This window comes from Nonomuraea fuscirosea (assembly GCF_003001935.1).
Taxonomy (GTDB): domain Bacteria; phylum Actinomycetota; class Actinomycetes; order Streptosporangiales; family Streptosporangiaceae; genus Nonomuraea; species Nonomuraea fuscirosea.
Genome location: NZ_PVNG01000041.1, coordinates 15,199 through 41,472 on the forward strand (window position 1 = coordinate 15,199; position 26,274 = coordinate 41,472).

A 26,274-nucleotide genomic window follows, 5' to 3' on the forward strand; every position below is an offset into this window, starting at 1 on the left:
CCAGCTCAGCCGATCGCGTCTGGAGCAGACTGGCTCTGCCTACGCCCGAGAGCGGCCCAGAATACGGCGGATGTTACGCCGTCAGAACTTCGCCCGGTAGGCGTTGTAGACGTAGCCGAGGCGCCCTTCGGTCCGCTGGCCTTCACATCCGGAATCTGCGGAGGCGAAGTGGTCCCCGTTGCCAGGGATGTAGCACCGATACAGGGGAATGGTGTTGGGTCCCTGGTTGGTGTAGATGTGGCCGACCGGGCCGAGCGGACGCAGCCCCTCGCACCCCGACTCCAGGCTGAGGAGATTGTGGCCGCCGACCTGGCATTCGAACAGCGGAACAGTTCCTGCGACCTGGTCGCGGCGCAGCCGCCAACTGGCTTCGGCGGTGAAGCCGGGTGGCAGCCCGCGGGAAGAGGCCCAGTGACCACGGGTGGGATGGTTGCCGCGGGTGAGCTTGGTGTACGGCAGATGCTCGAAGCCGCAGGACAGCTGGGACGGCGTCAGGTCGCTGCGGTTGGCCATGGCCCAGGTGGCCCAGGCGGGCTTGGCGGTGCTGTCGGGGTTGCGCAGACCGAGCGCGAGCCCGCCGGCGACCTCGTCGGGATGGTCGCGCATGCGGTGGTAGACGTAGTTCACGATACCGGGGGTGCCAAGCACATTCCGGAAGGACTGGCACACCGCGGCGGCCTGCCGCTGGGGCGAGGACGGGGCGAGGGAGTTGACTCCACTCTCGGTGAGTTGCACCTGTGACCATGCGGCCGTCTGGCTAGGGAAGGTGGCGCGCAGCCAGCCCGTCAGCACGCCGAGGTTGCCATAGGAGACGTATGGATAGTCGTCGGTGGAGAAGACGTCGCTGCGCAGGTCAGGCGCGTACGGGTGGAAGGCTACGCGCCACTGCCTGTTGCCGGCCCGCTCGGCCAGACCACGCAGCACCGTCTGACCGGCCAGGGTGGCATCGGTTGCGGCGGGCCGCTCCAGTTCGATGCCGAACTGGTGATCCAGTGAAATCAGCACGTGCGCGCTGGGCTGCTCGGCGACCACCCGATCGTAGGCGGCGTTGTAGTTCGCCGAGATCTCCTGCAGCCACTTCCCGGTGTCGCAAGCAGTGCCCTGGCCGCAACCGATGTCGAACCAGCTGTTGCTGTTGACCTCGTTGCCGATGACGAAGTCAGCCACCCGGCCATGGTCGTGCAGCCCGTCGTACCGTTCGGCGAGCATGCCGGCGAACCGGGCATAGTCCGCCGGGTTGTTCGGGGTGCAGAAGAGGTCGAAACCGGGAGCCGCAGGGGAGCATGGCTTGCCATTCCGTGCCCAGCCAGGCGTGCCGTACACGACCCCGGTGATCACAAGGCCGCGACCGCTCCACTGCCGGATCTCAGCGTCCACCTCAGCGGGCACGGCGAAACAGCGGCCGTCGTACGCCTGCTCATTCGCGGCGCAGGGCGCCTGCTTGATCTGCGGCTCCCAATGGGCCCACACAAGGTTGATCGCCACGCCGCCGGTGTTGGTCCCTGCTATTTCCTCCTTGTCCGGCCAGAAGTCAGGCTGAATGGACTTGATCCGGTAAGCGTCTCGTACCGGATAGGGGAGCGTGATGTCGCTCGCCTGCGCGGTGGTGGGCACAAATATGGTCAGGAGAAGCGCGCTGATGCATAGCCACCACCATCGATGGGCTCGCATGTGGGTCCTTTCTCAGGAAAATGGTGGAGATCCGCACCGCTCCACAGCGCTGCGGATCTCCACCGAGATCATCAACTCAAAGGGATGGCGTTCAGGACCCGGGTGGGAATCACCTGCACATTGCTGTGCTGTTGTTCCTCAGTCCTACGCCCTCCATTGATCAGCCACACCGACGCCGAGTCGGGAGACTTGACATAGGTGCCGTCGCCGATCTGCTCGGTCAGAGCGTCCCAGACACGGACCGGGATGATCTGGCGCGGCTTGTCCTTGTAGCCCGAGGCGATCAGCTCCTCCATGGTGTGGAACTCGACCTTGGCGCCACCGACGATCGCGGCCTCAGACGTGGTGCCCGCCTTCACAAGGCGCGTCCCGTCGCCGATCTGCTTGGTCAGAGCGTCCCAGACACGGACCGGGATGATCTGGCGCGGCTTGTCCTTGTAGCCCGAGGCGATCAGCTCCTCCATGGTGTGGAACTCGACCTTGGCGCCACCGACGATCGCGGCCTCAGACGTGGTGCCCGCCTTCACAAGGCGCGTCCCGTCGCCGATCCGCGTCGGCAGGGCGTCCCAGACACGGACCGGCAGGATGTGCAGGGGATCGTCCGCATAGCCGGCGCTTTCGAGTTCCTCCATAGAGATGAAGGGCATCTTCGCCCCGCCCACGACCGCCCCTTGGGCGGTGTCGCCAGCTTTGCCGATGCGGACTCCGTCTCCGATGTCGTTCGGCAAGGCGTCCCAGACGCGGGTAGGCACCACCTGTAGCGGACGGTTGTCGTACCCGGCGGCCTTGAGCTCATCGATGCTGGTGAAGGGCATCTTCGCGCCTCCGATGATCGCCGCCTGCGCGGATGAACCCGCATTCTTGATCCGCGTGCCGTCTGCGATCTTCGTTGGGAGGGCGTCCCATGTGCGGGTGGGGATAGTCCACACGGGTCGGTCGCCGTATCCGGCGCCGTTGAGCTCTTCCAGACTGGTGAAGGGCATCTTCGCGCCACCGACGACCACGGCCTGCGAGGTCGAGGTCCCGTTCTTGAGCCGGGTGCCATCCATGATCCGTGTCGGCAGGGAGTTGAAGACCCGCTCCGGAATGGCCCGCACCTTCGATCCCCAGTCGGTGCCGAAGCCGGCGTCGATGACCTCTTGTGAGCTGCCGAAGTCCACTCTGGCCAAGCCGATCATGGCGGCTACTGGAGTCGACCCGTTGGCCCCTTGGAGCAGGGTGCCGTCATAGGGGACGGTGGGCAGGGTGTTGAAGTGCCGGGAAGGGATGGCACGTACCTTCGAGGCCCAGCCGGCGCCATATCCGACGTCGATGACCTCCTGAGGGCTGGCGAACGGTATTTTCGCACCTCCCAGGTACATCGCGACCGCTGTGGAGGCGCCGCCGGCGGTTCCTTGAACCAGAGTCCCGTCGGAGGGGACGAAGCCCATTCGGTTGTAGCTGCCGGCCGAGATCGCCACCACGCGGCTGGCCCAGTCGGCGCCCTGACCGACGTCGATGACCTCCTGAGGATTGGCGAAGGGCACCAGGGCGCCGCCCAGCGTCATGGAGACAGGCAGGTCGGTGCTGCCGTCCTTGGCCTGCACCAGGTTCCCGTCGGCCGGAATTTGGTTCATGTGGTCACGGGCGTCGATGGACCAGTCGGAGACCTTCACCGGCGTGCCGCAGGTCACCGGGGCGGCGCAGGAGTCCTGCCAGGCGGGAAAGCCGCCGACGAAGATGTAGATCCGGCCGCGCTGGTCGATCGCCGAGGTGGCGTTGCGGGGGGTGGCCGGACCGGCGTTGATCACCCCTTGCGTGGTCGGGCGCGGCGTTCCGGAGCAGATGTTGTCGTTGCAGGTGGCCTGCCATACCGGCGCGCCGCCGACCATCTTGTAGATTCTGCCGGTGTCGCTCGTGTGCAACAGGGTGCCGTCGGCCAGGCCGCGCACATCGGTCACCGGCTGCGGACCAGGCGGGGGAGCGGGCGTGCCACTGCCGGGAGGTTGCCCGTAGCCGCCGCCACCGCCACCGTAATAATTCGCCGCCGTGCATCTTGTTTCTGGGCTGAGCCACACACAGACCGTCGAACTAGTGGGGATCTTGGCAGAGCGGTAACTAGTGACGTCACCGCTCACACACCACCATGTGCCCAAGATGTTGAATCGCTCAACGTGCTGGATGTTACGATACGCCACTCTAGCGAATTCCAAGTAGGCTTGGGCGAACCCCACCCTACCAGGTGGAACCAAGGGCGCTACCCCCGACCAGGTCGCAGTCTTGTTAGTCACGGTCGTGACGATTCCGACGCTACGGGATGCGCCGATTATCTTTGCGACCTCGAGCGAGGTGTTCACACTTGTTTCTACCGATACCGATTCTTCTGTAATCGTATGTACCGGCATCGACATGGGGTCTTGGGTGGCGTTAGTGGCTCTTACTAGAATACCTTTCGGCTCTAGGCCTTTGCCGCTGGAGAGTATCTGTACCGTGGCGTCACTGGGCTGTGGCCCACTGCAAGGATATGGAGGAGTAAGGCAACAATCGTCAGCGTTGACCGGCGGAGGATTTATCGTCGTAACGGACAGACTCATACCAAGGATGGCGGTCATTGTTAATAATTTTCTCAGCTTTATCATTTCTTTCCTCAGGGTACGTTTCGGGAGATACGGATCGAGCGGCGATCGGCGTGTGAGGCAGGTTGGCGAGCCCCGTCGGCCGGGCCGTCCCGGATGGCGGCGATCTAGAATGCTCCCTACCGGCGGCTGATCGCCGCCCTCTATGGCCCAGGTGTGCCATGAGCCAGGGCTTTGCATGGCTGTCGCATTCCCGGGTGCTGGTATTGCGACAGGTGAGTTACTCGTGGTGAGGTCAGGACGCGACAGCCGAAGCTTTTGCGGCACCGCCGCAGGCTTCTGCGATGACGGTCGCAATGAGCAGGACGGGGCAGTTCGTCACGTCGTGTCGTGCTGTTTTAAGTTTAATGGTCAATCGCTTCTGTACCGCTCAGGCATGCCGCAGCGTTCAGGCATGATATTCGGGGCGTGCCCCGAGGGTGCCAATGTGGTCGCGAAACAGAAAGCGATATCGTTTTTGGACATAATAGCGAATTAGCCGCACATTGCGGATATTTATCAATAATTTAATAGGCTGGCGTCTCTATTAATACACCGTGTGCGGCTGGCTCAGCAATCGTCGATTTGGCCAATAATCGCCGGTTTCCCGCCAAGATCGTCAGCGGCAGGCGGCGGCCCGACTAGCGATCTTCCAGAGCCGTTAATATGGGGTGAGACCGGAATACGAACGAAGCGTGCCACGGCCCCGTTTCCCAGTTGGGTGCCCGGTCTGCCGCCGCGCAGCCGAGGCGATCTGCCTTAGAGCGCCTAACAGAATGATCTTTGTTGTGCTTTGATCTCTCGCTGTAGCCGAGCGAGAGGGTGCGAGTGGCCAAGCTGAAGCCGTGGGAGGTTAGCGACGAGCTGTGGGCGGTGCTTGAGCCACTGTTGCCGCAGCGTCAGCGGCGGTTCCGGCATCCAGGACGTAAGCGGCTGGATGACCGGCTGGCGTTACAGGGCATTTTGTTCGTGTTGCACACCGGGATCGCCTGGGAGCACCTGCCACAAGAGCTCGGCTACGGCTCGGGTATGACGTGCTGGCGGCTTCTGGCCGAGTGGAACAAGGCCGGCGTCTGGCAGCGGCTGCATGAGGTGCTGCTCGACCGGTTGCAGGCCGCCGACGCACTCGACTTCTCCCGGGCCGCGGTGGACTCCTCCCAGATCAGAGCGTTGAAAGGGGGGCGCAGACCGGCCCGTCGCCGGTCGATCGAGGGCGAGTCGGCAGCAAGCACCACCTGATCACCGACGCCACCGGCATCCCGCTCGCCGTCATCTTGACCGGCGCCAACCGCAACAATGTGACCCAGTTGCGCCCGCTCCTGGACGCCATCCCCAAGGTGCGCGGCAAGCGCGGCCGGCCACGCCAGCGTCCTGACGTAGTGCTCGCCGACCGCGGCTACGACCACGACAAGTACCGCGCCTTGGTTCGTGAGCTGCAGATCCGGCCGCTCATTGCCCGACGCGGCACCGACACGGCTCCGGCCTGGGCAAACAACGCAGGGTCGTGGAGCAGGCCTTCGCCCTGCTGGACGCCTTCCGCCGCCTGCGCATCCGCTGAGAAGTCCGCGCCGACATCCAAGAGGCATTCCTCAAACTGGCCTGCGCACTCATCTGCTGGCGACGCCTCACCTCATTGCGTTAGTAGCTCTTAGCTTGTTCTTTATCCACCAGACCGTTGCGTTCATCTGGGCAACGAACAACGCCTTGGAGTGGTCGACCTGCTCAACTCCCTGTTGCGAGGTCTTGTGGTTCGACTCGTTTGAGCGACGCGCTCACCCGCACGAGCCCACCCCCGCGACTGATTCAACCCCAGGTGGTCCAGTCGACGCGTAGTCACCCGAAACAACACCCAAGCGGTACGATGCGAACACCGAACCGGGCAGCTGACCGTACCAGCAGCACCAGCGGGCAGGACTTCTCCGTCAGGGGGCGTGGCCGTACCGCGCCCACCAGCGGTTTTCCACGTACCTGGCAAAGCCAACCTGGTTGCGGGCGCCGTTGCAGGCCATCGCCCGCCGCCGGGCGGCCGCGTCCAGGTGGAAGAACCCGCCCAGCTGGGTGATACCAGACAGAAACTGAATTCTGTCTGGTATCAATAGTACGTGGTGACGTGTGACGGCGACCGGGGCCGTGTGGCCGGCCAGGGTGTTGCTAACCGCCGGGACAATGTCGTCCCCGGGCGCCATCCTTGCACTGCGGGGCGCCCCAGGAAAAATGGCCGAGTAAGACCATGCCTTGCTCACGGCAGAGATATGCGTGGACATGCAGGGATAACTAACTCGCGGGCAAGGGCGGCGCGCTTGCCCGGCACGCCCTCTCGTAAGGCGCGTGTGCACCGTGAGGAGAAAGACGCCGTGTCTTTCGACCTCGAGATCTCGAACCCATTCACGACCGGCTTCGACGGCCAGGTCACGAACATCTTCACACCCCGCCTAGCCCTCTGGAGGCATTTACGGCGATCAATTCTCCATCCGCCACCATCTCGATTCTCCTGGAGGTGCCGGCGCCTCTGCGCGCATCTGGGGTCGAGCGTCGCTGTTGGTCCAATCGTCACACGTGGCCAAGTCATTGGTGAGATCATCCAGTTCGACGGCATTCCCGCCCACCTGCGCCACGCTCTGGGCGGGCGCCGGAACAATGTCTACCCCGGGATGAACCTGTACGACTACTTCGTGTCGATGGCTGGCACCGCGATTGTGCTGCACGTGAGGTTCTTCCAGGACGGCAGCGCGCCTCAGGTGATCGATTACGGTTCCTAGCCTTGATCTTTCGTGATCAAGGTGTGGTCGGCGGAGTGGTTCGGCTGAAGGTCGAATTGCGTGCTGGGGTCAGCATGCTGGCCCGGCTGTCGCGTCGGGTGGGCGGGCTTCCATGGGCCCGCGGGCGTTCCCTTTCGTGGTCGCAGGGACAGGCTGTGGCTGGTCAGATCGGGGCCGGGAGGGCTTGCAGGCGGGCCAGGGCGGTGAGGATGTCGCGGGCCCAGGACCATCTTGCGGCTACGCGCAGGCGCAGACGGCGGCCACCGCGTACCAGTCGTCCGGCGCCGTGAACAGGCGTAGCCGCAGTCGTTTGGGTTCGTAGGTCTGGGCGGCGGTGCCGGGCAGGGCCAGCAGTTGCATCCAGACGAGGAGTTCGCAGGCCAGGGCGACGAGTTCGCACCAGATCTGGTTGCGGACGAAGTGATGCAGCGGCAGGTTGGCCAGGCCGGTGTCGTTGGCGCAGCGGATGCGGTCTTCGGCGCGGGCGCGGCGGCGGTGGCGCAATCCGGATCGGCGAGCTGACCTTGCTTGATGTTGGTGACGAAGCAGGTGACGCGGTTGCCGTCGACGTCGGTGAAGCACAGCTGGGCGCCGGGGTGTGGGCGTTTTCTGCGGGCGATGATGCGCATTCCTTTCGGCCAGCCGGGCAACTCCAGCAGGCCGGTGAGTTCGGCGACCCAGGCGCCGGGCCGCACCTGCCGGTCACGTCGTAGGCAGGTGTCCACGCGCTCTTGGGCAGGCGAAGCACGGCTTGGCGCACCACCGGCACGGCGGATGATCAGGATCGGGAGCGTGCCGTCGCCCTCAGTGAGCGTGGCTGGCCATGAGAGCCTGACCCGCACCGCCCGCATACCCCTGGCCGACCACGCCACGAATCCCTGCAACCCCTGATCCGCCTTCAGACGGCCTGTCATCGGCCGCGCCGAAACGCCCCCTGCCTTCCTCTCCCCCACTGGCAGTGCCGGCAGATCGCCCCGCAGACCCCATTGGACCCAGTGACACGGTGAGCCCGCAACACCCGATAACGCTCGCGGACGCCGTCCGCCCACGCCCTTGCCTGACCTCCAGCGGAGGCTTGACGTTCCATGCCCACCGGGCAGTCCCCAGAAAAGATTCAGCGCGCGATGCAGCGGCTTCGCCCCTTCGACCGTCTAGAACGTGACGACCGAAGGGACCACTCGTGGATGACGAACCCGGCTTCGACAACTTCGTGGCTGAGCAGACCGACGCGCTGCTCCGCTATGGATTCGTTCTGACCGGAAACCCTCATGATGCCGCAGATCTGGTCCAGGAAGCTCTGGTACGGCTGCGCGGCGCCTGGCCGAGGATGAGACGCAAGGACCGGTCGCACACCTACGTCCGGACCACGATGGCGCGGTTGCACATCAGCGTCTGGCGGCGTCACAGACGTGAACACCTCACCGCGGAGCCGCCGGACCGGGTTCACCACGAGGTCCTCCCTTCCGACGAGGACCAGGGTCTCTGGGAAGAGCTGGCCGCGCTGCCCCGCAGACAGCGTGCCGTGCTGGTGCTGCGCTACTACGAACAACTCAGCGACGCCGAGATCGCCAAGGTGCTCGGCATCTCCCCTGGAACCGTGCGCAGCCAGGCCTTCCGTGGCCTGGACAAGTTGCGTTCCTCCCTCCTCTCCGCACCGGCGACCCACAGGAGCATGCGATGACCGATCTGGAAGACAAGCTGAGCCGCGTCCTGTCCGGGGCGGCGCATCGCGCGCCGCAGTCGCAGGCCGGGCTGCTCACGACGGTCAAGACGCGCCATCGCCGGCGGCGGGCCCGGACCGCCGCCATGCGCGCGGCCGCGGCCGTGGTCCTGGTGGCAGGCGGGGTGGGTGCGGCGGTGAGCGCGCTCGGCGCGGCGGCTGAGCCGCACCCCGCCATACGCGCGACCAACGAAACAAAGCCGACGCCGGACGAGATTCCGCCCGCCGTCGAGAAGGTGTGGCCTCAGGCGGTACACAAGATCCCGGTCGAGCTGCCCGACGGCCGCGCATACTACCCGCAGCTCCTCCTCGACGATCGCACTCTGCTGGTTATGACGGGCGTGACCGACGGAAGGCGTCAGTTCCTGTGGAGCTTCGATCTGCGCACCGGCCGGCCCAGGCGAATTGCTGAGATTCCCCCGACGAAGGGATCGGCGATCTTCGCCGACGGCGTCGCCGCCGGTGGCGGCAACATCGTCTGGTGGGCGTCCTACAAGGAGCCGGGAGGCCCGCGGGTCGCCCGGATCTGGACAGTGCCGGCCGCCGGCGGCAAGCCTCGGCCGGTGACCGACGCCCCTCTCGGAAACGTCATGAAGAAGGGGCACATCAGAGGGCTGACGGTGACGGGCTCGGACGTGGTCTTCGCGTACGAGAAGGGCGGGGTTTACCGGGCGCCTCTGAGCGGGGGTTCGCCGCAGCCGGTGAAGGGCGCCGAGCGGCACCACATCCTGCAATGGCCATGGGTGGGCCTCCACCACGGGAAAGCGATCTTCCGCGAGCTGGTCAACGTCGAGACCGGTGAGCGGCGCGACGCCGAGGTCAAGGCCAACGAGGAGGTCAGGTGCGGCGTCGAACGATGCGCGGGGGTGGACGTACGCTACGAGACCGTCAAACGTCCCCGTGACCGCTCCGGCAAGGAAATCAAGTGCGGCACACGCCGGTGCCCGGACACGGTGCAGGTCCGGACCACTCTGCGCGGGTTCGTCCGCGACCGTGACGGCTCCCACGAGCGTGACCTGCCGAACACCTTTCAGGAAGGCGACGATGCCGCCTTGGAGCGCTTCTTCAAGGTCCATGTGTCGGGACCGGGAAACCTGCCCGTCGTGGCGCTGTACGACGTCAAGACCGGCCGCTTTGCCGATCTCGGCATACGGCGTGACGGGCGGGGAATCATGGCGATCCCCAACGGCGGCCTCGACCGGCTGATGACCTACCCGATCAAGAACAAGATGTACGTTCTGGACCTGGCCGCGATCAAGTAGGGCTGCGCTGAACCGCGGCCGTGTCTGTCAGAGGGGATCGTTCTATCCGCGCGAGTGAGGCGCCAGCCCTTCCTCGCCAGCAGCGAGCCTGTAGTGCGGCGCGGCGCCACTTCGGCGAGATCTCCCCGGGGCACATCTCGCCGGGCAGACTGCCTCGGAGTCGATCAACGGCGTGCCGTAGATCGACTTTGAAAGTCTTAGACGAGGTCCGCCTCGTAGGCGGCGATGAGCAGATGGGCCCTGGTCCGGGCGCCGAGCTTCAGCAGCAGGCTGCTGACGTGCGTCTTGACCGTGCTCAGCGTGACGTACAGAGTCTGCGCGATCTCCGCGTTGGACAGGCCACGCGCCACCAGGACCAGCACCCCCGCTCGCGTTCGGTGATGTCCAGGCGTCGGGCCGGCGGGCGCACGTGACGCTCGATCAGCCGCCGAGTGGCGCTTGGCCCGAGGAGGGAGTCGCCGGACGCGACGACCTGCACGCTCCTGATCAGCTCGGCTGGCGGGGTGTCCTTGAGCAGGAAGCCCGCAGCGCCGGCCCGGAGCGCTCCGTCGACGTACTCGTCCAGGTCGAAGGCGGTCACGATGAGCACGCGCGCCTGGGGGTGCGCGACGCAGATGCGGCGGGTGGCCTCGATGCCGTCCATCTCGGGCATGCGCACGTCCATCAGCACCAGGCCGGGGGGCTCGCTCGCGGCGACGGCCACGGCCTGCGTGCCCGTCGCGGCCTCGCCGGACACCTGGAACCCCGGCACGCTGTCGATCAGCCGGCGGAAGCTCGCCCTGATGAGCGGCTGGTCGTCGGCCACCAGCACCTTGATCACAGCGCCAGCCTCGCCGTCACCCGGAAACCGCGCACCGGGTGGGCGCCCGCCTCGAACTCGCCACCGAAGATGCGCACGCGCTCGCGCAGCCCGGTCAGCCCGTGGCCGTAGGGCCGCTCCCGCGCGTTCCTGCCGTCGTCGGCGATCTCCACGACCAGTTCCTCCTCCTGCCGTTCGATCAGCACCGTAGCCCGGTGAGCCGCGGCGTGCTTGAGCACGTTGGTCAGCGCTTCCTGCACGATCCGGTAGACCGTGAGCTCCATCTCGCCACGTACTTTGCCGTCGAGCCGCAGCTCCACCTCCAAGCCCGCGGCCCTGACCCCGGACAGGAGCTCGCCGAGGTCGGGAGCAGGCACCACGTCCGCCGGGCCGTCCTCGCGCAACACGCCGAGCAGGCGCCTGGTCTCGCGCAGCGCCGACCTGCTGGTCTCCTCGATCGAGCCGAGCGCGCGGCTCGTCTCCCGGGCGTCGCCGACGTGCCGTTCGATGCCGGCCTGCACGGCGATCGTGCTGAGGCTGTGTCCGATGACGTCGTGCAGCTCGCGGGCGATGCGCAGGCGTTCCCGCGCCGCCTCGGCACGGGCCCGGTCCTCCGCCTGGGCGGCCAGTTGCTCGGTGTAGAGCCTGCGCTGGCGTACCGCGGTGCCGGTGGTCCAGGCCGCCACCACGATCGCCAGCACCAGCCCGAGCTGGTCGACGGTCTGACCCCGCAGCGGGAGCTCCACCACTCCCTGCGTCGTGACCGCCACCGCCACGAGCAGCGCGGGCACCGCCTTGTTCCGGGTGGCCAGCGTGTAGAGCACGAGCGGCAGGCCGAACGGGTCCGCCTGCGGGATGAGGAACTCCCGCATCCGCAGCCCGCCGATCAGCACGACCACGAACACCGCCCGCGGCCACAGGCGCCGGACCGCGAGGGGCAGGCTGGTGGCCAGGGCCCCTGTGAAGTCGAGCAGGCCGGGCTGCGCGGGGTTACGCGAATGGATGAGCCCGAGGAAACCGGCCGCCAGTAGCAGAGCCACCACGATGTCCAGGGACACCCAGGCCCAGCCCGGTATGCGGCTCAGCAGGGGAGGTCGGGGCTGTTCAAGCACATTCCCGACCCTAGCCACCGAGTCCGGCGTCACGTATCGGTCCCATGACCGATGCGCGGGCGGGCCTTCGGGACGCATGGTGACGGGCATGATCGAAGTCATCGGATTGACCAGACGCTTCCGGCGGCACGCCGCCGTCGACGACCTGTCCTTCACCGTCACCCCCGGCAAGATCACCGGGTTCCTCGGGCCGAACGGTGCGGGCAAGACCATGACCATGCGGATCATCCTCGGGCTCGACCGGCCGACCTCCGGGCGGGCCACCGTGAACGGCGTGCCGTACCGGACCTTGGACAGGCCCCTCACCCATGTCGGCGCGTTGCTCGACGCGAGCGCCATGCAGGGGGGACGCCGCGGCGAGCAGCACCTGTGGTGGCTGGCCAGGTCCAACGGGATCTCCCGCACGCGCATCGGCGGGCTGCTGGAGCTGGTCGGGCTCGCCGGCGCGGGGCGCACGCGGATGGGCGGCTTCTCGCTCGGCATGAAGCAGCGGCTGGGGCTGGCTGCCGCGCTGCTCGGCGATCCCGAGGTGCTGCTGCTGGACGAGCCGCTCAATGGGCTCGACCCCGAAGGCATCCGGTGGATGCGCGGGCTGCTGAAGTCGCTGGCCGCCGAGGGCCGGACCGTGCTGGTCTCCAGTCATCTCATGCACGAGATGGCGGTCACCGCCGATCACCTGATCGTCATTGGGCGGGGGCGGCTGCTGGCCGACACGGAGATCACGCGGTTCGTGCGGCCCGGGATGTCGCTGGAGGACACGTTCATGCAGGTCATCGAAAGGAACGCGCCGTGAACGCCGTCGCCGCCGAGTGGATCAAATTGCGTACGTTGCGCTCGACCTGGTGGGCTCTCGGCGTGGGGGTGCTGACGGCGCTCGCGCTCACCGTGCTCGGCGCGTCCACCGTGATCTCGCCGTGCTGCGGGACCTGGAGCTGCGCATCCTCAAGGCCGACCCCACGCTGGACCTGCCTCTCCCCCGCCGGGCCACCGCCGCCAATCCGCCGGCCCCGGGCCACCGCCTGGGGTAGCTGGCTGTGAGCGGCCATCCCGATCCTCAGCTGCGCGTACGGAACTCCATGGGCGTTCGTGTACGCGGCGGCCAAACGACGCACGTTCAACCTCGCGCTGTTGGCGCTCATCTACCTGGCCCTGTGCGGGGCTTTCCTGATGATGCGGCTCACCGACGACGGAGGGCTCAACAAACTGGACATCATCCCCATGCTCGCGCTGGTCACGCTGTGGCTCGGCGGGACCTGCCACGCCGTGCTGGTTCGGGAGCACGTTTTCGCGACGCAGGAGCCCGCGGACGTGTCCCGGCGGGCCAGGTGGTGCGTGACCTCGGCCTCGTACTCTTGGCTCTAGTGGCGACGGCGGGATACGTCTGGCTGGAGCCACCCGGCTGATCCGGTGTGGGCATCGGACATGGTGCGATGCCTCGCCCCGGCCGGGAGTCTGGTCAGGCTACGAGCACAGCTTGTACGCGCGGATCACCGTCTCCTTGACGGTGTTGCCGCCGACACCCGCAGCGACACCGTCGAGGCGTTCTTCGGGTGCGCCAGCACAGCCGCGTGTGCTGCCACGACCGGCACCTGCCGCCAGGTCCTGCCCTCGTCATGGGAGACCTCGGCCGACAGCCGCTTGGGCCGCAGGGCCGCCCCTCGCTGGTCCTGCAGTTGCAACGGCACGAGCTGGACATGGCCGGCCTTCGCGCTGTCGTCCGCGTCCAGCCGCGGCAGGAACCGCACGAAGACGACGTCCAGCGCGGAAGCCTGACCGTCGCCGGCGTGAGCCGAGCGGAAGGTCCATTCCGCGTCGATCCTCGTACTGACGTCGAACGCCGCCCCGCGCACCACGCTCGTGGCGATCCGGTACACGCCGGGCCGAGATGGCACGTTCTCGAAGGTTCCCGTGGCAGGAGCGGCGATCTCGTTGATGAGCTCGCCGTTGTAGTACAGCCTGGTCGGTCCTGGAGAAGCCGCCGTTGCCGTGGCCGTCCGTGAACATCGGCACGTTTATCGACATAGTGTCGCCACGGCGCACGACCCAGGTCGCGTCCTCCGACATCGGCGCACCGGGCCCGTACACGGCGTTGATGTAGCGGGCGGAGTACGTACGCCCTGCCCGTGAGCCGGCGCGGTCCACGTGGCGTGGCTCAGGCCGTCGGCGTCGTTCTGGCTCACGAATCCGTTCCATAGGATGCCGTCGGTGGAGTAGTGCTCCGTACGGCTGCCCGGCAGGGCGATGTCCCGACAACGGCGACCAGACGAACGCGCTCCCGGACATCGGGGAGGGCGACATCGACCGGCGGCCGAGATGGCCCTTGGCCGTCGCGCCGAACTCCGCACGGACGGTGGCGAGGTCCCGCTGCCGGACCGTCCTGGTGAAGCCACCCGGCACCATACCCGCTGGGAACCACGCCAGCCCGTAGATCGCCCCGTCCGTGCCGGCCCACTGCGTGTTCACCTTGCCGGTGAGGGTGTCGTCCTCGTACGGCCAGATGGTCGTCGCATTCGGCATCGAGCGCGACCGGGTCCTCGCCCACCAGTAGGTCGACAACGGGCCCGGCTGGGCCGTCGTCCAGTTGCCCACGGCCGAGCAGGTCCTCGCCCTCGAACCCGACCTGTCCCTCATCCCGACAGGGATGGTCGGCGCGATCGGGGCTTATCCCGACGGAGCCGAGCACGCCTTCGAAATGCGCACGTTCGCGCCCGGCGTCGGCGTGGCCGAAGACCCCGTGTGCGGCAGCATGAACGCCTCGGTCGGGCAATGGCTCATCGCGACCTGCCGCGTAGCCTCCCCCTTCCGAGTCTCCCAGGGCAAGCGCGCAGGCCGGGCCGGGACCATCGAGATCACCGCTGAAGCGGACGGCACCGTCTGGGTCGGCGGCGCCGCCACCAGCTACATTCGCGGCACCATCACCCTGTGACCTGCCTCAGCGCATGCGGGATGCGGTCGAGTGCGGGGCGGCTGGCCAGGCCATAGGAGTAGAAGTCGACGGCTCGCGCGCCGGCGTACCGTCCGGCGTGCCGTAGATGTTCGCGGGCTGATCCAGGTTGACCGGCCCCCTTCTGGAACTGCACCTGGCCCATCTGCAAGCCGAACTGAGCGGCACACGCACAGTGCGGCGGCACATGATCGGGCAGCTGAACTTGGTCTTCACCGCGATCCGCCAGCACGGTTGGGCCAGTGACCTGCCGACCAGAGCGATGTTCTTCCCCGAGAACAGGCCCAAGGAAGCTAAAGCGCTGCCCAGCGCGCTCAGTGAGCACGTCATGGTACAACTCGAACAGCCGGACAACCTCAAGATGAAGCGGGAGGCTCCCGTCTCCATCGACGAAGAGCTCGAAGTTCATCGTCGAGCACCACGCCAGAGAAGATGCCGCACTGCCCGCCAGTGACCTGCTGTTCCCAAGCCAGGCAGCGACCCTGGCGCCGAGCAGGCTCTTACCTGCTTCCTCTACCGGACCAAGATGCTCGAGTGGGTGCAACGCTGCGACGTCCGCGACGAGTACGGGCCCGTTATTGCGAATAAGAGGTAACGATCTCGGTGGCCAACGCGTTTCTCCGCGAAACTCAGCTCGATGGTCATCCAGGTGGCCTCTGGCGCCACACCATAGATTCGCGGGCCCGCCCGCATCTAAGTGGGTGAGACCCGAGGAGAACCTTTGCACCCCGACCAGCAGCGAGCCTTCACCGAGTTCGTCACCACCCGCTCCGACAGTCTGATCAGGCTCGCCTACCTCCTGACCAACGATCAGCACGCCGCCGAGGACCTGCTCCAGACGGCATTAGCCAAGACTGCCGGACACTGGCGGCGAATCCGCGACAATCCGGAGGCGTACGTGCGCCAGGTCATGTACCACGAACAGGTCGGTCGCTGGCGAAGTCCGCGCTGGTCCCGCGAACGGCTGGTCCTGTCGCCTCCTGACCGGGCCACGGATGACCGGACTCACGAGGTTGAGACGCACATCACCCTGGCCCAGGCGCTACGGACCCTGCCGGCGCGTAAAAGGGCGGTTCTGGTGCTTCGTTACTACGAGGACCTCTCGGAGTCCGAGGTCGCCAAGATCATGGGCTGCTGGGTAGGGACCGTGCGTAGCCAGACCCACCAAGCCATCGCCCGGTTGCGCGCAGTGATCGGCAAGACCGTCACCCTGGAGGCCTGAGATGACTATCGACGAACAGCAGATCTCTGCGGAACTGCTCCTGATGGCGGACGAGGCCAGGCCCATTGACGCGCTCGCCTACGCCAGACAGGCACGGATCGGCTCCCTGCGGCGTCGGCGCAGGTCATGGTCAGTCGCCGGGCTCGCCGCAACCGCTTCGGTGATCGCCTCGGTGATCGTCATGACTTCCGGAGGCTCCGGCCAGGTCACCGCGGCGAGGGAGGAACGCCTGCCGGACAACACCCCTCAGCAGTTGCAGGCCGTGCGCGAGTGCATGCCCAAGGGAGGTCCGGTGCACAACATGGACGGTAACCGGCGCCTCTCCGAATACGGCACCGTCAAGGACTTCCGGCTGCTCGTGGAGTATCGGGACAAGGGCGGGTCGACCGCTCTGGTCGGCAGCCTGTCCGGCTTTGTCCTCTGCACGCTGACCACACAGAAGGATTTCGCGGAGCTAGCGGTCTTCACCTACTGGGGATTCAAGGCTCCGGGGAACATGACCGGCTTCTCGGGGCCCCTTCAGGTGGACGCCTACACCTCGCATATGCACTCGTATGCTGTGGGGCCGGAGCGGATCCAGAAAGACGACACCTACCGGGTCGTCGCCGGCAGGGTCCAATCGGACGTGCGACGGGTCGAGATCGACTGGGCGGACGGGCGGCGTACCGATGCGCGCGTGGCCAACGGCTTTTTCATCGCCCGGGTGCCGGGGAGATCGGTCCCGGACCCCGCTGGTGGCGAGGACCCCCTTGGCAAGCCTTTCACCATCCTGGATTCGCCACCGGTCACGGTCACCGCCTATGGCCCGCAGGGCCAGATCCTAGAGCAGGATAAGGACGTGGCGTTCGGACCATTGGGCCGGGAAGCGACTGATCAGGCGTCGAGGCAAGCCAATGAGCGGGCATTACCCCGATGAGAGTCTCCCCCTCTGCAGGGGGGACTGGAAGGAGCTGAGACGCCAGCTTGCCGTATCCGTTCCGCCGGGGCGGCTGAAGACAGCGGGATGGGGAATGAGGCCGGTGAGCGCCCCAGGTCAAGGTGAGAGGTCCCGCGTCCGCCACTCGGTTGGCTTGCTCGTCCCCGGTAGCAGCCGCCTCCGACCAGGCAGCATGCCCGTACCCTCAAGATCGGCCGCTCCACAGCCTACGCCGCCCTCGCCGGTAACCCAGTCGACCGGTCTGGTTCCCCACGGTTTCCCCCGGTTCCGGTCCTCGCTCCCTTTGCACTACCTTGTTGAGGTGATCAAGGAGTGGATGGTCGTCATGACAGCAGCAGTGGCGTTGGCGGCCTGCAGCGACGGACGCAGTGGCACTGCGCCCACCCCGCTGGCATCAAGCCAAGCTGCCAAGCCCCGCATCACGCCGGTCGAGACCGTTGCCGTACAGCCCACGCTGGGACCGATCCGGGGCGTCTGGAAGAACACCGGGGTTCGCGAGGACCCGGCATATATGACGAGCGTCGCAGTCTCAGGCCCCCGAGACGCGTGGGTGGTCGGGTCGGCCGCTGATGAATCTGTGGGAATCGTGAAACATTGGGACGGTCACCGCTGGCAGTCGGTCAAGCCTCCAGGAAAGAGGGGAGAGAACGGGCTGGCGGTCGTAGCCGCGCTGTCGAGCGGCAGTGTCTGGGCGTTCGGCCAGGACGGAAACGCCTGGCGGCGTGAGCGCGGCGGCTGGTCGCACCAGGGCCGCCCGAATGGGCTCTCCCTTTTGAGGGCCGCCGTCGTGGTCGGCCCACGGGAGGTGTGGGTTGCGGGACTCATAAGCGATAAGGGCCAGAGCCCTCTCCTCGCGCGATGGTCGGGTACCTCATGGACGACCGCTCCTGCTCCTTTTGTGGGCGAGGTGACATCTCTGAGTGTCGGCTCTGGCCGACAACTGTGGGCGATGAGCCGTGGTGGGGACGACGATGTGCCCGCCGTCGCACGCTGGGACGGCACGCGTTGGCATGACGTGCCGTTGCCGGACCGGCTTCGGTCACAGGAGGTGACGTTGAAGCGAATCGTAGCGGCGGCGCCAGGTAAGGCATGGATTGCGGGAGCCGTCCACGTCCAAAACAGCGACGGGTACGAACAGGGCTTTGTCATGTACTGGAACGGGCACGATTGGCACTCGCTCAACACTCCCTCGCACGATGCCTTCCAACCACCCCAGCCCGAAACCTACTCCGACTTCGGCACCATCGCCTCCGACGGCCGTGGCGGCCTGTGGCTCGGCGACGAGCACGGCCGCATCTGGCACTATGACGGTCGCAAGTGGAGAGCGGAAAAGATTCCATCTGGCAGCAGTTGGCGTATCGCTGCCGACTTCGCTTCCGTCCCCGGCAGCGACCAGGCGATCGCAGTCGGCGGTAAGCCGAACGCCGAGGAGGACAGCGAAGGCTGGATTTGGTTGCGACACGCGGCTGCAATCGATTGACCCGTGCTCGCGATCGGGCCAGCCGCGAAACGGCACCAAACCCCGACCATGTGTCGATCTTGCGGCCCGTTTCGATGTAGGCAAAAGTTACGGCCGGTGGTCAACCGCGATCAGGGCCGTCTTCCTCGTCCTTGTCAGACGGCAGGTTGTGCGGCGAGTGTTCTCCAGGTGAAGCGGAGGCAGCCGACCTGGACATCCGTGCGGAGGCCGGGTGAACAGGTGGTGGCGGCCGAGAATCGCGCCCAGCACGCTGAGCAGCGGCTCGCACCGCAAGCGAGCGCGCCCACACACCCGTCGCCGACCGAGAAGAGGCGGAGGATGCACTGCGCCAGGCCGATGCGGAGAACGCCCGCGCTGAGCGGGCCGAGCAGGTTCGCGCCGTCCAGGAACAAACGCGCAAGGACATGAGCATGCCCGCGCCGCATATGCCGTGGAGATCACTTCCCGGCGACAACCAGTGACGAGTCCGCCGACAATTCATGACGAACGCGCAGCTCGGTCCTCTGTTCTACAGTCGATTGATCCTCGCGCGGTCGTGTCGTCCGATGTGACGGTCCGTATGGGGGGCGTGCATCGGACGCAGCTGGCTCACTGCCGGTCGTGCGGTTTCGGGTCGGTGGGAGGTGCGGGCTGTGCCGTCTGACCGGCAGCGCTCAAGCGGCGATCAAGGTCCTGCTGTCTTTTGTGGGCTTCCTGGAGTTTGCTCTGGGCCACGGCCAGAGCGGTCGCCGCTTCGCCGGTTCACGTTGTGCCGCCGAGAGCTTCACGGCCACGTCCTTGAGCTCGGCCCGCACCTGTTTGAGCTCCTCTCGTACGGCCTTCGTCTCCGTCCGGGCCTCGCGGGCGTCGGCCGCCGCGGCCGCCGCGCGCTCGCGCTCGTCCTCCTTCTGCCGCTTTAGCTCGGCGATCTCGTCCCGCGCGATCTGCAACTGGTCGCCGACGGCCGTCAGCCGCGCCGCCTGGGTGTCGAACCGGGTACGCAGCGCGGCTTCGCGCTGTTCGGTGGTCTTGCGCTCGTCGGTCGCGAGGTCGCGCTCCCGTCGGGCCATCTCCGCCGCTTCACCAGCGAGACTACGCATCCCGCCTACGCCGCGATGCTGGAGGTCGGCCGCGCTCAGAGGTCGATCTTTCTGGCGCGCTGGCTTCGCGACCGTGACCTGCAGCGGGAGACCGAATCCGGGCTGAACGTGGTGGATAATTACAACGGCGTCAATGACTACATCCGGTTCGGCAAACGCGGTGAGCTCGCCTCCAACCGGCGTGAAGAGCAGAAACTGGGCATGCTGTGCTTGCGCATCCTTAAAAGCCGCCTCGACCTGATCAACACGCTCATGATCCAAGACACGCTCGCCCTGCCGGAGTGGCGGGACGTGCTCACCGACGCCGACCGGCGCGGCCTGACTCCGATCTTCCACTCCAACATGAGCCCGTACGGCGAGATCCAGCTGCGGACCGACCGCCGCCTGAACCTGACCGGCCTGCCGGCTGCGGGACACTGAGGAGCCTCACCCCATGGCGACGACCACCGTGATGAGTCAGAAAGCGCAGTACGCGGCGCGAGCGCAGGGACGCTGGCCGAAGCCGTCCGCCAGATCCGGCAGCGCCGGCCAGGCGATCCGGCGGTGGGACCAGCACCGGCCCGTCACCGTCCCGAGCCCGCTCGGGACCGGGGTCGACCTGCATCAGCCACACGCGGCCGATCTGGCCGCCCTCATCCCCGGCATCACCCGAACCGGACACACGGTGGCCTTCACCGCCGAGAACATGACCGCCGCCTACCGCCTGCTCCAGCTGTTCGCCCCGCTCACCCACATCGGCCCCTGACACGGCGCTCCATCCGGGATCGTGGCTTTGCCTCGTCTTCACGGTGCTGGTGTTGCCAGCCCAGCTCAGGAGACAAGGCGTGATGATTTCAACGCTCTGTCGGTGGAGGTCAATAGGGTGCGGCCTATGATCAAGAGCAGGTACGAGCGCGTCCTTTTCTCCCGCACGGGCTCGGGCGGGGACATTTCTGCAATCGAGATTCCGGAATGAACGCCCTGCAGGGGATCCTCGTCCGCATCGACGACGGTGACATCCGGGGCCTCGTGGAGTTCCTGAACGACCTTAGCGACCCGGCCCGGCGCGTGGTGGCGCGGGAGCTGCCCGCTCGCCTGAGCGAACGCCTCCACGACCGGTTCGAGGCCCGCGACCTGGCCTCTGCCTGTCGTGTGGTCGGGGCGGCCATTCTGGGCGGTGCGGAGCAGGTCGCGGCCTGGCTCAACCGACGGGAGCTGCGCTGGGTGCGCGCCCCGGCAACCGACACCGAATACGTCATGTCCGTGCTGCGCCGCAGACCGCAGGAGTGGCGCCGGGACCTGGCTGTCCGGCTCGTGCGCCGGTTGCGCCCGGCCACACGCTCGCCCTGGCCGGGCGTGCTGATGGCGGCCGACTGGGGTCTGGCCGCAGCGCTGGTGATCGAGACGGGGGCAGAGCCGCCGGAGAATGACGCGTTCGTGGCCGGCTGGTCGGCGCACGTGGCCGAGCGGAAGTGGAGGAGCGAAGGAGCCTTGGTCCTCGCCGAGGATCCGCTGTTTGACCACATGCTGCCCCGCCTGTTTCAGGCGGAGGGCGTTGGGGAGCGGCTGGCCTGGGACTCCAGTTGGAGGGACGGCCATCCGATCATCGATGAGCTGGCCGCGCTGGCCGACAGCGGGCGGGTGTCCCGACAGGTGTTGCTCGACGGCTGCGTCGGCCGCTTCCTGGTGACAGCCGAGGCCGCGCAGGTAGGTCCCTTCGTGGTGTTGTGGCGGAGATTGGCGCCGGAGGTGGCCGAGATCCCGGTGGCGGATTTGGTGCGGGTGCTGCCGTCGGCGCCCACGCCGGTGGTCCAGCTCGCGGTGGACGAGCTGCGCCGGGCGCACGCTGCAGGAGTGCTCGACGACGAGCTGTTCGCCGAGGCGGTGCGGGCGCTGGCCTATCGACCGGAGAAGAAGCACATGACGGCGGCCGTGAAGTGGATGGCCGACGCGCCCGAGCCTACCGGCGGCGCAGCGGTGGCCGCGCTGGCGCCCGTGTTCGACGTGGACACGCCTGCCCTTCGCGAGCGTGCGGTGAAAGTGGCAGTCCGGCTCGCCCCTCACGCTGACGAACCGGGCAGGGGGGCGATCCGCGAGGCGGCCACCCGGCTGCCCGCAGACCTGCGTGAGCGGGTGGCCGCTGCCTTCGGCGCGGTGGAGGCGGCCCAGGCTGAGGTCGTGTCCGCCCCCGCCGTGACGGCGATGCCGCCGCCTGCTCTGGCCCCGCCCATCGTCTCGGCGGAGGAATTGGCGGCCGAGTTGGGCAGGCTGTGGGGGCCGGATCAACCCGCGCGGTTCGAGCGCATTCTCGCCGCCCTCGTCGAGCTGACCCATCGTGACCGCCAGGCCGTCGCGGCGGCATTGCGGCCCTGGTGGTTGTCGTATTGGCGGCAGCCGTTCGATGCGAGCTCCTACAGGCCCATGGTCAGCGGCAGTCTTGAGAACGTCCGAGCGCTACTGCCGCACTGCGCGCTGGCAATCGTGTCGCCAGCGGACAGCCGTGAGCTGTCCGCGGTGCTGCAGAACCGGCGGAGCGCCTGGCCCACCTCCGATCCCAGCCCGGAGCGCTTCGTCCAGCGGCGGTTCCGTGAGGTCCTGTCCCTATTCGAACGGGATGAGACGATCCCTGTGTTGCTGGCCACACCGACGTCCCCGACCGGCCACGTTGCCGCCGAGATCCTGATCGAGCGTATGGAGCTGCTGGGCGACGCCGAGCCGCTTGAGGCCGACTTCGTGCAGGCGTTGCTCAGGCTACCGCGCGAGATCGATCCGGCACTGGTCGTACGGGCCGAAAAGCTGCCGTCGAGGGCGGGTCGGCGGCTGGCGGCCTGGCTGCGCGATGGTGGACTGCCCGATCCCACGGTGACCTGGGAGCTCGACACATTCGAGCAGTCGGCGCACGCCAGACTCACGCCGCCCGGAGGCGTTAACGAGCTGGTCGCCGAGTTGTGCACGCTGGACCCCAAGCCATTCTCCCGCGACATGCAGTGGTGGCCGGCGATCATGCCATCTCATCGCGAGGTCGTGGCCGCGCACGTCCTGCAGTGCCTGCCGTTCTTCATGGACAGCTCGGACGGCCAAGTGGAGGTCGTGGCGTCCTTGGCTCACGGCGACGGCCCGGTGGGCATCGCCACCGCGAGCGTAATCGTCATCGGCATGGGCCACGACCGCCCCACCCAGCGGGCCCTGGCCGCCGACGCAGTCATCACGCTGACCGCACACGGGCAGTTGCCTGCCGCCGACCTCGGCCAGGCTATAGGCCACCTGGTCCGGGCGGAACAGGTCAAGCTCAACAGGGTCACCGGGATCCTCGACGAGGTAATGGCGGCGGGGGCACACGCCCAGGTGTGGGCGGCTCTGGCACAGGCCTTGCCGATGCTGTTGCCCGGCTCCGACGAGAAGCCCCGGCCTGGACTGGGTGAGCTGCTTAAGGTCGCCACGGAGGCGGCCACACGAACGCAGGCGCGCGATGACGTCCCGGGGCTGGCGGAGGTGGCGGCACGCAAGGGGCAGAGCCTGGTGGTCCACGAGGCGCGACGCCTGCAAGGGGTGATCTCGATGTGACACCGGACATCTTCGGAGAGCGGGTGGGACTCGGGCGCGGGCGCCCTGATGCTGTTCTCCGGCCGTGGTTGGGGTAGGCCGGGATCGGGCGAGTGATGCGGTGCTCCGAGGTTTAACCTGATTCAAGTACCGATTGCAAGTCGGCAACTGCGTCGCGCTGGGTCACATGGTGAGGCGAATGCATCGCTGCGGTGCCGCTGCCGTCAACGGGTTCTCACAAACGGAAACGAGGGGCGGGGGTCCATTGTCGTGATCGGGCAGTTCGCGCAGATCGTCGCAGGCGTGGATGTCATCGCGGCGCTGGGTGACGCCGAGCAGGCTCCATCTGCCGCAGCGGCTGGCCAAACCAGGCGCGCACCTGCTCCAGGTGCATCATGTCAAAGGCGATCGTGCCGTCCGCCGGCCCCGCCGCCGCCCGGGCCAGCACGAACCCGGCCAGCACGTCGGTTTCCAGCGCCTCCAGGTTCTCGGCGGTGGCCGGGGCACGTTACCCGAAGATCCTTCACCACCGCCAGCGCCAACTCCGGCCACCTCGCCTTCACCATCACAGCAAGACGAACGACCAGGACGACAGACCTTCAGAATCCCCGAAATCTCATCAACACCAGAAGAAGCCAGAGCACCAGCAGATAAGCCCAGGTCCTGCAGCTAAGGAGGAACTCACGGGATATTGCACATCTGGGCCGAGCTCGCGGCGCATGTTCCGCTCGGGTGGCCGACCTTCCCGCACCACCGGCACGTTCTTGACTGGCGGCCGCGGACTGAATGCGGGCGCGACGCCGATCGGCGGCCTGAACTTCTCAGCTGGCTGTGGCCTTGCCGGTGCAGCCATATGCCCGTCTGCCGCTCCCACATGATCGGCCAGGCTGTGCAACTCGGTGGCGGTAGGGAGCTCGACAATTCCGATGTTCGCAAGGCGGGTCCTGGGCCGTGCCGTGTCGGCGTCAGTCTTGGGCGGCCAGCCGCACAACCAGCGTCCGGGCGCGGGCCACCTCTGCCTGCAGCGTGTCGAGAGCGCGAAGCGCCTCATCCGGGGTTGGCGTGGCAGCCGGATCATTGACGATCCAGAGTTGATCGCTGACCCCTTGAGCCGCCTGGCGTACGGGATGCAGCACGGCCGCCAGCGCGCCGCGGTGCTCGTCCTTCATGGCACCGCATCCTATCAGCCGATCGAATGTATGTTCGCATGACCCTCCAGCGCCCCTCCTCCTCGAAGACCGCGGCGCTCTCAATCGCCCGGCGCCGATCCGGCAAGGCGCACGACTCGGGAGGAAGCCCGCAGGGCTGAGCCCCGGCGTGCACTACTCCGGGGACCATGCGATGGCGCCTCGCACACCGCACGAGGTCACATCCACGGCCGCGATGCGCTATGCCTTGTTCAAAGCGGCGTTATCAGGGAACTTGGCGTTTCTGCGCGGGTAGGAGCCGATTGCGTGACGAGTTCAGCGTGCGGCTGGACTGCTCTCCGTGGTGACCGGCCGCTTCGACACCAGTGCGAAGCGGCCCCCACAGAACGCGGCTGTCAGCGCGAGCGGTGAGCTCTGCCCCTGGGAAACTGCCCGATGAGCCGGCCCACCGCGCGACCACGATCCACTTGGGCAGGCCGTCCTTCCCGAACATCGCCGGGCTGCTCCGCCACCCTCCCCAGCCGTCGGCCAGGAGCCCCATCATGGCCCCGCTGGAGCGCACGCTGAAGACACTCATGGAGATCGTCATCGGGCTGGACGGCCGCTGCCGGAACTGGCCGGCCTGTCCGCCGCCCTCGACACCGCACACACCTACCCGCACCAGCCACCGCAGTACAGCCGCATCCGCGCCTACCCGGCCGCCACCGACCGGCCCGACCTCGCCCCGCGCCGAAGGTAGCGGATGGAGCCTGATCGGCGCACTCAGCGCCGACCCCATGGCCTTCATGCTCCTGGACACCGCCCCCGAGACCTTGCACCCGGCACGCGGAACTCACACCACCACCCTGCTGCACTCCTTGGCCAACATCGCCCGCGCTCAGCACGACAGCGCCGCCACCGGCCTGGAAGACAGGGAATAGCTGCCGATCTGGACCGTCACCCCCTGGCCGAGGGCCAGGGACCAGGAGCGGCAGGGCGAGGCCTAGTTGTTGGAGAACGTACGGGCGGAGCCCGTTCCGTTTAAGGATGAAGGATTGGTTCTCTATAACCAGATGCCTTTACAAAGTAAGTCTATGTGCATCAGTAGCTGGTGAGGTCGGCGACGTACATGCTCTCCTTGTAGGCGCCTTCCTGCGCAGCGCCTGCAAGCTGCTGGCTGATGCGCGACTGTCGATGCTCCAGGCGATCTACCACGAACTGCGTCACGGCCACGACCAGACGGCGGCCCATACGGCGGCCTTTGGCAGAACACTCCGCAGCGTTGAGCGATCACGCCGATCAGATGGCCAGGAGGCGCAGCGATCTAAGGGGCCACGGCGACGCACTCGACCGGCAGCGGCAGCGGCCGGAAGTCTGCCGATCGTCCCGCGCGCCGCAGCCCTCATGATCTTCGGAAACTCGGCGTCCGGGTCATCACAGATGCATGGTCGCCGGCGGCGTGGGCGAACAACGCCACGGCGCGCGCCCAGCGCCGGGACAGCCGGGCGTGCGCCGGCACGACCGGCCTGCGAGGCGCTGTCTGTCCCTGTGTTCACCCCCGAGCAACCGGACGATGTTGGAGGAAGAACGCCATGGCGGTGGACTTGAGCTCCTACGAAGCGGTTTGGCCGACAGCGCTGTTCGTCGCTGAAGGAGAGCGCATCGCGCGCTCTGCCGGTGACGTTGTGGAGCGAGCGAGCGAAATGGCTTCTGACGGAGGCGTTGTTGGGGACGACGGCGGTAGCTGACTTCGATGACGCAGCGAACCTCAAGGAACGCCAAGATGTTGATCCGTGGGCGTCAGCCACATCATCACCTCGGAGTCCAGTTGGGGGTGGCCGGCGCGAATGGTTTGCCGAGCTGATCAACCGTGCCGACGAACTGCCACAGGCGTCGTCTCCCCGACCGTACTGGCCGCAGCGTCACGTCCAGGGGCTCCACTCGGCGATCGGGTCAGACGCTCGTCGAGAGTTCACCCGGATCGTTGACGGGCTCTACGACACCGGATACCTCGCCGAGGCCTTCGGCAAGGAGTGCGTTGATGAT

Annotated in this window: 22 protein-coding genes and 4 pseudogenes; 15 read left to right on the forward strand and 11 right to left on the reverse strand. The window is 67.0% G+C overall.

Translation table 11 applies throughout. The features are described 5' to 3' along the window. Positions 1–81: 81 nt before the first annotated feature. Positions 82–1,614, reverse strand: a complete 1,533-nt coding sequence (locus B0I32_RS53410) for a DUF5722 domain-containing protein (protein ID WP_245956698.1) — start codon at positions 1,612–1,614, stop codon at positions 82–84. Positions 1,615–1,742: 128 nt separating this feature from the next. After that, positions 1,743–3,611 (reverse strand): hypothetical protein, encoded by a 1,869-nt coding sequence (locus B0I32_RS53415; protein ID WP_146178682.1) that lies wholly within the window; start codon positions 3,609–3,611, stop codon positions 1,743–1,745. Positions 3,612–5,102: 1,491 nt separating this feature from the next. Between B0I32_RS53415 and B0I32_RS53420 the strand changes: the two are divergent. Together B0I32_RS53420 and B0I32_RS57160 are read left to right on the forward strand one after the other, a co-directional pair. Beyond that, a pseudogene (locus tag B0I32_RS53420) lies at positions 5,103–5,907 on the forward strand (IS5 family transposase). A 712-nt stretch (positions 5,908–6,619) separates the two neighbouring features. Further along, complete coding sequence (locus B0I32_RS57160; RefSeq protein ID WP_146178683.1) at positions 6,620–7,024, forward strand: hypothetical protein; 405 nt, start codon at positions 6,620–6,622, stop codon at positions 7,022–7,024. A gap of 163 nt (positions 7,025–7,187) precedes the next feature. On the opposite strand, the pseudogene B0I32_RS60700 reads toward B0I32_RS57160, so the two are convergent. Beyond that, positions 7,188–7,763 (reverse strand): annotated as a pseudogene (locus B0I32_RS60700) (transposase); the annotation flags it as partial. 441 nt (positions 7,764–8,204) lie between these two features. On the opposite strand from B0I32_RS60700, the gene B0I32_RS53435 reads away from it, so the two are divergent. Then, a complete protein-coding gene (locus tag B0I32_RS53435) occupies positions 8,205–8,705 on the forward strand; it encodes a SigE family RNA polymerase sigma factor (RefSeq protein ID WP_106252955.1) in 501 nt (166 codons plus the stop codon). Next, positions 8,702–10,006 carry a TolB family protein gene (locus tag B0I32_RS53440; RefSeq protein WP_106252957.1) on the forward strand — a complete coding sequence of 435 codons (1,305 nt, stop codon included), beginning with the start codon at positions 8,702–8,704 and terminating at the stop codon, positions 10,004–10,006. Before B0I32_RS53435 ends, B0I32_RS53440 begins: the two co-directional genes overlap by 4 nt. 197 nt (positions 10,007–10,203) lie before the next feature. Here B0I32_RS53440 and B0I32_RS61520 read toward each other — a convergent pair whose 3' ends face one another. The 3 genes from B0I32_RS61520 to B0I32_RS53450 are packed head-to-tail and all read right to left on the reverse strand — an operon-like array spanning position 10,204 to position 11,917. Continuing rightward, positions 10,204–10,356, reverse strand: a complete 153-nt coding sequence (locus B0I32_RS61520) for a response regulator transcription factor (RefSeq protein WP_342751853.1) — start codon at positions 10,354–10,356, stop codon at positions 10,204–10,206. After that, positions 10,302–10,826 carry a response regulator gene (locus B0I32_RS53445; protein ID WP_342751854.1) on the reverse strand — a complete coding sequence of 175 codons (525 nt, stop codon included), beginning with the start codon at positions 10,824–10,826 and terminating at the stop codon, positions 10,302–10,304. The genes B0I32_RS61520 and B0I32_RS53445 overlap by 55 nt, the downstream gene beginning before the upstream one ends. Further along, entirely contained in the window at positions 10,823–11,917 is a 1,095-nt protein-coding gene (locus B0I32_RS53450; protein WP_146178684.1) for a sensor histidine kinase, read from the reverse strand. Before B0I32_RS53450 ends, B0I32_RS53445 begins: the two co-directional genes overlap by 4 nt. An 88-nt stretch (positions 11,918–12,005) precedes the next feature. On the opposite strand from B0I32_RS53450, the gene B0I32_RS53455 reads away from it, so the two are divergent. Next, complete coding sequence (locus tag B0I32_RS53455; RefSeq protein WP_106252984.1) at positions 12,006–12,710, forward strand: ATP-binding cassette domain-containing protein; 705 nt, start codon at positions 12,006–12,008, stop codon at positions 12,708–12,710. Between the two features lie 335 nt (positions 12,711–13,045). Further along, entirely contained in the window at positions 13,046–13,279 is a 234-nt protein-coding gene (locus tag B0I32_RS53465) for a hypothetical protein (protein WP_146178685.1), read from the forward strand. Positions 13,280–13,404: 125 nt separating this feature from the next. Here the strand turns inward: B0I32_RS53465 and B0I32_RS53470 are convergent, their stop codons facing one another. Beyond that, complete coding sequence (locus B0I32_RS53470; protein WP_146178686.1) at positions 13,405–13,809, reverse strand: hypothetical protein; 405 nt, start codon at positions 13,807–13,809, stop codon at positions 13,405–13,407. A gap of 674 nt (positions 13,810–14,483) precedes the next feature. Between B0I32_RS53470 and B0I32_RS53475 the strand changes: the two are divergent. The 5 genes and pseudogenes from B0I32_RS53475 to B0I32_RS57165 all read left to right on the forward strand — a co-directional run. Continuing rightward, a pseudogene (locus B0I32_RS53475) lies at positions 14,484–14,843 on the forward strand (PhzF family phenazine biosynthesis protein); the annotation flags it as partial. A 205-nt stretch (positions 14,844–15,048) separates the two neighbouring features. Continuing rightward, on the forward strand, positions 15,049–15,315 hold the full coding sequence (locus B0I32_RS58535; RefSeq protein WP_181308800.1) for a hypothetical protein: 267 nt from the start codon (positions 15,049–15,051) through the stop codon (positions 15,313–15,315). Between the two features lie 267 nt (positions 15,316–15,582). Then, positions 15,583–16,083 carry a SigE family RNA polymerase sigma factor gene (locus B0I32_RS53485; RefSeq protein ID WP_106252967.1) on the forward strand — a complete coding sequence of 167 codons (501 nt, stop codon included), beginning with the start codon at positions 15,583–15,585 and terminating at the stop codon, positions 16,081–16,083. 1 nt (position 16,084) lies between these two features. Next, positions 16,085–16,999, forward strand: coding sequence for a hypothetical protein (locus tag B0I32_RS53490; RefSeq protein WP_106252968.1), 915 nt, complete (start codon positions 16,085–16,087; stop codon positions 16,997–16,999). A 322-nt stretch (positions 17,000–17,321) separates the two neighbouring features. Continuing rightward, a complete protein-coding gene (locus B0I32_RS57165) occupies positions 17,322–18,500 on the forward strand; it encodes a WD40/YVTN/BNR-like repeat-containing protein (RefSeq protein ID WP_146178687.1) in 1,179 nt (392 codons plus the stop codon). Between the two features lie 653 nt (positions 18,501–19,153). Here the strand turns inward: B0I32_RS57165 and B0I32_RS53500 are convergent. Further along, entirely contained in the window at positions 19,154–19,549 is a 396-nt protein-coding gene (locus B0I32_RS53500; protein ID WP_106252972.1) for a hypothetical protein, read from the reverse strand. On the opposite strand from B0I32_RS53500, the pseudogene B0I32_RS53505 reads away from it, so the two are divergent. The 3 genes and pseudogenes from B0I32_RS53505 to B0I32_RS53515 form a co-directional block, all read left to right on the forward strand. Continuing rightward, a pseudogene (locus tag B0I32_RS53505) lies at positions 19,550–19,999 on the forward strand (Tn3 family transposase); the annotation flags it as partial. A 13-nt stretch (positions 20,000–20,012) separates the two neighbouring features. After that, positions 20,013–20,324, forward strand: coding sequence for a M55 family metallopeptidase (locus tag B0I32_RS53510; RefSeq protein ID WP_106252974.1), 312 nt, complete (start codon positions 20,013–20,015; stop codon positions 20,322–20,324). 206 nt (positions 20,325–20,530) lie between these two features. Then, on the forward strand, positions 20,531–23,122 hold the full coding sequence (locus B0I32_RS53515; protein WP_106252975.1) for a DUF7825 domain-containing protein: 2,592 nt from the start codon (positions 20,531–20,533) through the stop codon (positions 23,120–23,122). Between the two features lie 289 nt (positions 23,123–23,411). Here the strand turns inward: B0I32_RS53515 and B0I32_RS58540 are convergent, their stop codons facing one another. Both B0I32_RS58540 and B0I32_RS57170 read right to left on the reverse strand, forming a co-directional pair. After that, positions 23,412–23,564 (reverse strand): hypothetical protein, encoded by a 153-nt coding sequence (locus B0I32_RS58540; protein WP_181308802.1) that lies wholly within the window; start codon positions 23,562–23,564, stop codon positions 23,412–23,414. 502 nt (positions 23,565–24,066) lie between these two features. Beyond that, on the reverse strand, positions 24,067–24,270 hold the full coding sequence (locus B0I32_RS57170; protein WP_146178688.1) for a hypothetical protein: 204 nt from the start codon (positions 24,268–24,270) through the stop codon (positions 24,067–24,069). 521 nt (positions 24,271–24,791) lie between these two features. On the opposite strand from B0I32_RS57170, the gene B0I32_RS57175 reads away from it, so the two are divergent. Then, positions 24,792–25,169, forward strand: coding sequence for a hypothetical protein (locus tag B0I32_RS57175; protein WP_146178689.1), 378 nt, complete (start codon positions 24,792–24,794; stop codon positions 25,167–25,169). A 160-nt stretch (positions 25,170–25,329) separates the two neighbouring features. On the opposite strand, the gene B0I32_RS61280 is transcribed toward B0I32_RS57175, so the two are convergent. Then, positions 25,330–25,455, reverse strand: a complete 126-nt coding sequence (locus tag B0I32_RS61280; protein ID WP_281262685.1) for a hypothetical protein — start codon at positions 25,453–25,455, stop codon at positions 25,330–25,332. Positions 25,456–26,274: the final 819 nt, after the last annotated feature.